The sequence below is a fragment of the Herbaspirillum sp. YR522 genome (genome assembly GCF_000282575.1).
In the GTDB taxonomy this organism is placed as follows: Bacteria; Pseudomonadota; Gammaproteobacteria; order Burkholderiales; family Burkholderiaceae_D; genus Herbaspirillum.
Map to the genome: position 1 here is coordinate 1 of NZ_AKJA01000164.1, position 4,827 is coordinate 4,827.

At 61.8% G+C, this 4,827-nt stretch carries 7 protein-coding genes; 3 read left to right on the forward strand and 4 right to left on the reverse strand.

The window, feature by feature from the left end:
- The 4 genes from PMI40_RS22635 to flgB form a co-directional block, all read right to left on the reverse strand.
- A partial coding sequence (locus PMI40_RS22635) for a flagellar hook protein FlgE (RefSeq protein WP_008120380.1) occupies positions 1-1,079 on the reverse strand: 1,079 nt, incomplete at its 3' end.
- 38 nt (positions 1,080-1,117) lie between these two features.
- Positions 1,118-1,840: a flagellar hook assembly protein FlgD gene (locus PMI40_RS22640; protein ID WP_008120382.1), complete on the reverse strand. Its 723-nt coding sequence runs from the start codon at positions 1,838-1,840 to the stop codon at positions 1,118-1,120.
- Between the two features lie 11 nt (positions 1,841-1,851).
- Positions 1,852-2,256, reverse strand: coding sequence for a flagellar basal body rod protein FlgC (gene flgC, locus PMI40_RS22645; protein ID WP_008120384.1), 405 nt, complete (start codon positions 2,254-2,256; stop codon positions 1,852-1,854).
- Between the two features lie 4 nt (positions 2,257-2,260).
- On the reverse strand, positions 2,261-2,686 hold the full coding sequence (gene flgB / locus PMI40_RS22650) for a flagellar basal body rod protein FlgB (RefSeq protein WP_008120386.1): 426 nt from the start codon (positions 2,684-2,686) through the stop codon (positions 2,261-2,263).
- 212 nt (positions 2,687-2,898) lie between these two features.
- Here flgB and flgA point away from each other — a divergent pair, with 212 nt between their 5' ends.
- The 3 genes from flgA to PMI40_RS22665 all read left to right on the forward strand — a co-directional run bounded on the left by flgA (position 2,899) and on the right by PMI40_RS22665 (position 4,578).
- The gene (gene flgA / locus PMI40_RS22655; protein WP_008120388.1) at positions 2,899-3,633 is read left to right on the forward strand and encodes a flagellar basal body P-ring formation chaperone FlgA; all 735 of its coding nucleotides are present in this window, start codon (positions 2,899-2,901) and stop codon (positions 3,631-3,633) included.
- A 139-nt stretch (positions 3,634-3,772) separates the two neighbouring features.
- Positions 3,773-4,087, forward strand: coding sequence for a flagellar biosynthesis anti-sigma factor FlgM (gene flgM / locus PMI40_RS22660; protein WP_008120390.1), 315 nt, complete (start codon positions 3,773-3,775; stop codon positions 4,085-4,087).
- Between the two features lie 29 nt (positions 4,088-4,116).
- Complete coding sequence (locus tag PMI40_RS22665) at positions 4,117-4,578, forward strand: flagella synthesis protein FlgN (RefSeq protein ID WP_008120393.1); 462 nt, start codon at positions 4,117-4,119, stop codon at positions 4,576-4,578.
- The last annotated feature ends 249 nt before the right edge of the window (positions 4,579-4,827 follow it).

The window sequence follows — 4,827 nt, forward strand, 5'->3', positions numbered from 1 at the left end:
GGCTCGCCGGCGTCGGCGGTGGCCGAGTACAGGTTGTTGCCGATCGGCTGCAGTCCGTTGGGGTTGGCGAAGTTCACCAGTACCACCTGGCCCAGCACCTTGGTCTGCTGGTTGCTGTAGGCACCGACGATGGAACCGTCCTTGGCGATCGAGAAGCTCGACAGCGAACCGGGCATCATGCCGTCCTGGCTTTGCGCCAGGTTGACGAAGGCCGAGCCGGTCTGGGTCGAACCTGCGTAGTTCAGGGCGATGGTGCTGGGGAAGGTGCCGCCGGCCTTGGCGAACGGCGACAGGTTCAGCGTCATGCCGGTCGTGGCCGTCAGCGCGCCGGTCGAATCGAAGGTCATCGTGCCGATCGACAGCGGTGCCGGTGGCGTGGCCGTATCGGTGACGGTCGTGCCATCGACTGCGGCGTAGATATTCCAGGTGGTCGTTGGTGGCGTACCGGTCGGTGCGCTCTTGACGTAATAAGTCTGGATGCTATACGGATTGCCCAGGCTGTCGTAGGCCGTCACACCGGTCGAATTGTTGTACGAATCGGCATTGGCCGGATCGAACGGCGTGATGGTCGGCACATCCTGGCGCGAATCGAGGTTGACCTTGGTGGTGACCTTGGTGGTCGGCGTGGCCGGGATCGACGAGGTGTCGATCTGCAGTGGCGTGGCATCGCCACCGGTCACACCGGCCTTGTAGCCGGTCAGGTAGGCGCCGTTCATGCTGGGGTTGACGATGTAGCCGTTCTTGTCCAGCTCGAACTGGCCGTTGCGGCCGTATACCGGCGACAGGTCGGTCAGGCTGCCTGCCAGGCGGAAGAAACCGTCGCCGTTGATGGCGATGTCCAGCGGGTTGTTGGTGCTGGTGACGTTGCCCTGGGTGAACGCCTGGGCCACGTTGGCCACGGTCACGCCGATGCCGACGGGCGAATTGCCCGAACGGTTCATCGAGTTGGCATACATGTCGGCAAATTGCGCCTGGGCCTGCTTGAAACCCACGGTGCTGGCGTTGGCCACGTTATTACCGATGACGTCGAGGCTCTTGGCTGCGCCGTTGAGACCACTCAGACCTTGTTGAAAACTCATTTGATGCTCCCTTACCTAGGTAGTGTCGGTAATAACGTTTAAAGAATCTGCACGACTTCAGTCGGCTTGATGGTGCCAATGTTGGACACATTGAGCTTGACGCCGTCGGTGCTGGTGGTGACGCTGGCGACGGTGCCGAAGGCCAGTGCGGTCGCGCCGACCGCCACGCCGTTATTGGCGGCCGAGACGGTGAAGGTGTAGGCGCCGTCGGCAGCCTTGGCGCCGGCGTCGTTGGTACCGTCCCAGATCACCGGCACGGTGCCCGAGGCCTGGGTACCGAGGTCCATGGTGCGTACCACATTGCCCTTGGCATCCTTGATGGTCACGTTCACGCTGGAGGCCGCCGAGTCCAGCTGCACGCCGAGCACCGCCTTTTGCGTGGTGGTCTCGGTGCCGTCTTCGGCCTTGGTGGTATCGGACGTCAGTTGCAGCGAATTGCCGGCCGCCAGCACGCTGTGGCCGATCATGTTGGCCGATTGCAATGCCTGCGATGAATTCAGGTTGCCCATCAGCGTCGACAGCGTACTGTTGAGTTGGCTGATGCCCGACACCGTCGACAGCTGCGCCATCTGGGTGGTGAGCTGCGAGTTGTCCATCGGGTTGTTCGGATCCTGGTTCTTCATCTGCGCGATGAGCAGGGTCAGGAAACGGTTCTGGATCGCGTCCGGGCTGTTGTCGTTGAGGCTGGAGCTGCTGCTGGTGGAACTGGTACTGGAAGTACCGTTCATGGCGGTCAGCAGGTCGGAGGATACGGTGGTCATGGGCTAAATTCCTATTGGCCGATGGTGAGGGTCTTGAGCAACATGGACTTGGCCGTATTCATGGTTTCCACGTTGGTCTGGTACGAGCGGGAGGCAGAGATCATGTTGACCATCTCTTCCACCGGATTGACATTGGGCATGGCGACATAGCCGTTGGCATCGGCCATCGGGTGCTTGGGGTCATACACCAGCTTGGGCGGGGCCTGGTCCTCGACCACCGCCGCCACCGACACGCCGCTGTCCTTGATGCCGCCAATCGGGATCGACTGGAACACCACCTGCTTGGCCTTGTAGGGCGTGCCGTCGGGGCCGGTGGCGCTGTCGGCGTTGGCGATATTGCTGGCGGTGGCGTTGAGGCGCTGCGACTGCGCGCTCATGGCCGAACCGGCAACGTTGAAGATATTGGAAAGTGACATGGCGTTAACCCGGTTGGATGGCGTTGATCATGTTCTTGATCTGGCCGTTGACCGACCCGACCGCGGCTTCGTAGCGCACGCCGTTGTCGACGAATTCGTTGCGCTCGACATCGAGATCGACGGTGTTGCCATCGACACTGCCCTGCGCCGGCGTGCGGTATTGCAGGGGCGAACCGCCGATGCCGCTCTCACCGCCCGCGGCGGTGCCGGCCACATGCAGGGCCGCCGTGCGCGCCAGCGTCAGCGGCGGCAAGCCGGTGGACTTGTTGTCCATGGCGTTTTTCAGCGTATCGGCAAAATTGATGTCGCGCGCCTTGTAGTTCGGCGTATCGGCATTGGCAATATTGGACGCCAGGACCTGCTGGCGCTGTGCCCGCAGGTTCAGCGCCATCTCATTGAAGCGAAAATAATCGTCCAGTTTGGAAACCATCGAGACCCTCCCCGAGATACCGGCCACTGCTCAAGTTCGAACAGGCTGTGCCGATGATGGAATTACGTAGGCTTGATCATACGTTTGCGCCCCGAACTCTAACGCGTGATAAGCCTTGAAAAGCGTGCCTTGTTCCTGCTTTTGACCTCGCGCGTGCGACGTAACATTGCCTGCAAGATTCGCCGAAGGCCTCACCCTGGCTGTTGCAATAAATGAAATATTTACCCAGCGCTTTCCTGCGCAAGTTTTCCCGCCTTTGCCTTGCATCGCTGTTGCTCAGCGCCACCTGCGCGTTGGCCCAGACTGATGCGTCCGGCCCTGCCCGCCAGGACCTGGCCGTATTGCAGCAGCAAGCCCAACAGTTCCTGAAGGACCAGACCAACACCCTGCCGGGCAGCGTGACGGTGGTGGTCGACCCGGTCGACACGCGCCTGAACCTGGCCGCCTGCCTGGAACCCCAGGCCTTCATGCCGAACGGCGCGCGCCTGTGGGGCAAGACCACGGTGGGCGTGAAGTGCGTGGCGCCGTCGCCCTGGACCGTCTACCTGCGGGCCAGCGTGCAGGTCATCTCGGATTACCTGGTGGCCGCCGTGCCGCTGAGCCAGGGCCACACCATCACGGCCGGCGACCTGACGCGGGTACGCGGCGACCTGTCGACCTTGCCCGCCGGCATCATGACCGATGAATCCCAGGCCGTGGGACGCATTTCGGTCATGGCCGTGCGTGCCGGCACGCCGTTGCGCTCCGACCTGATCCGCAGCCAGCGCGTGGTGCAGCAGGGCCAGTCGGTGCGGGTGGTGTCGAACGGGCCGGGCTTCCAGATCTCGACCGAGGCACGGGCGCTGACCAATGCCACCGAGGGCCAGATGGCGCAGGCGCGCACTGCCGCCGGCCAGGTCGTCAGCGGCATCGCCCGCTCGGGCGGCATTCTGGAAATCAACTATTAATAGATGGCAACCTGGCGATGAAGAAAATTGCGAGATGACCCGCAAATAGTGCTTCAAGATGTTAAAGTTTGCTGTGTTATCGCCGATAAAGTAAGCGACAGGCGGGTGCATTGCCCCCCACCCTACAAGGAATACTGCCGTGAACATCAATGACGCCCTCAAATCGACCGCCGCACGCAGCGATCAAGCCAGCAATCGTCCAGCCAACCAGAATGTCGGCAACACCGGCGCCAATGCGGCTGCCACGGCCGCCACGTCGGATAATGTGCGCCTTTCGGCGACCTACCAATCCCTGGAGACCAAGGTGAGCAACGGCGGCGGCAGCTTCGATGCCAAGAAAGTGGCCGAGATCAAGGCGGCGATCGCCAACGGCACCTTCCAGGTCGATCCTGAAAAAGTCGCCAGCGGCCTGATCGATACCGTCAAGACCCTGATCAGCGCGCGTCGCGCCTGATTGATTTTTGCGCCTGGATGGAAGCGACCATGACTACGCCCGCGCGCAGCTTGCCGCAAGAACAAGCGGCCTTGACCCGACTGGTGGCCAAGTTGCGCCAGGAGCAGGCATTGCTGGCCGAGACGGCTGCCGAAGGCATGACCGACCTGATTGGCGAAAAAGCGACGATCGTTGCCGAAATGACCACACTGGCAGGACACCGCCACCAGATGCTGGCCGCCATCGGCTATGCCGAGGATGAAACCGGCATGCAGCAGTGGATGAGCGAACACGGCACAGAGGCTGACCGCGAAGTCTGGGCTGCCCTGTTCGAACTGGCCCAGGATGCCAAGGAACTGAACCGCGTCAACGGCGTGCTGATCGGCAAGAAGCTGGCCACCAACCAGAGCGCCCTGACCATCTTGCAGGGCAAGTCCCACGCCGGCAATTTCTATGGGCCGGATGGCCAGAGCAACAACAAATCGAGCGGCCGCCGTCTTGGCGTGGTCTGATGCCCGATTTGTACTAACGAAAAGCCCGGCAATGCCGATAGTGCCGTTCAGTGATGACTGAGCGGCATTTTTTTTGGGGCATTGAGAAACCTTCTGGACCGAGGTGAGCCGCAGGATGGCCTCGAGGCTCACCAGTGCACCGGCATCTGCGCCTTCGATACGCTGCCAGGGCAGCTACTCAGTCCGAACGGAAATAAATTGTTGTCAATCACCCAGCAACCGTTCGGACTGAGTAGGTCCGCAGGACCG